1 protein-coding gene is annotated in these 425 nt (G+C 42.8%); it reads right to left on the bottom strand.

The features are described 5' to 3' along the window. Positions 1–425 (bottom strand): proton-conducting transporter membrane subunit (locus tag E3E28_RS10890; RefSeq protein WP_277346792.1); only part of this gene is annotated, 425 nt, incomplete at both ends.

Here is a 425-nt window from a genome sequence, read left to right as displayed (position 1 = left end):
AGTGGTTATTAATCCGCTTAAGTCAACATTAGCTAATGCCTTACCTGGTGAAAGGAGCAATGGCAAGATTAGTGCTGGGATCAAACCTAAGAGCAGACAGAGTGAAGCTAAGAAGCCTTTTGCAATGAGCATTGAGGAGGAAACTTCTTTTACGTTCTGCGTTAATTTAGTTGGTTCTCCACCAAATGCGGTAGTATAGAACTTTATGAATGAAGCCAAGGTTGCAGCACTTATGAATAGCGCCATCACTCCAAAGAACACTAATAGACCATTTCCTGAGAGGAATGTTGATTGATAAATCATCCACTTGCTCATGAATCCGTTGAACGGAGGAGTTCCTGCAATTGACAGTGCAGCGATTAATGTGAAGATTGCCGTGAATGGCATAAGCTTGGCCAAACCTCCAAGGGCATTCAAGTCCCTGA

The organism is Thermococcus sp. 21S9 (assembly GCF_012027635.1).
In the GTDB taxonomy this organism is placed as follows: domain Archaea; phylum Methanobacteriota_B; class Thermococci; order Thermococcales; family Thermococcaceae; genus Thermococcus.
The sequence above is the reverse complement of the archived record's forward strand: the minus strand, read 5'-3'. Positions and strand labels throughout refer to the sequence as shown.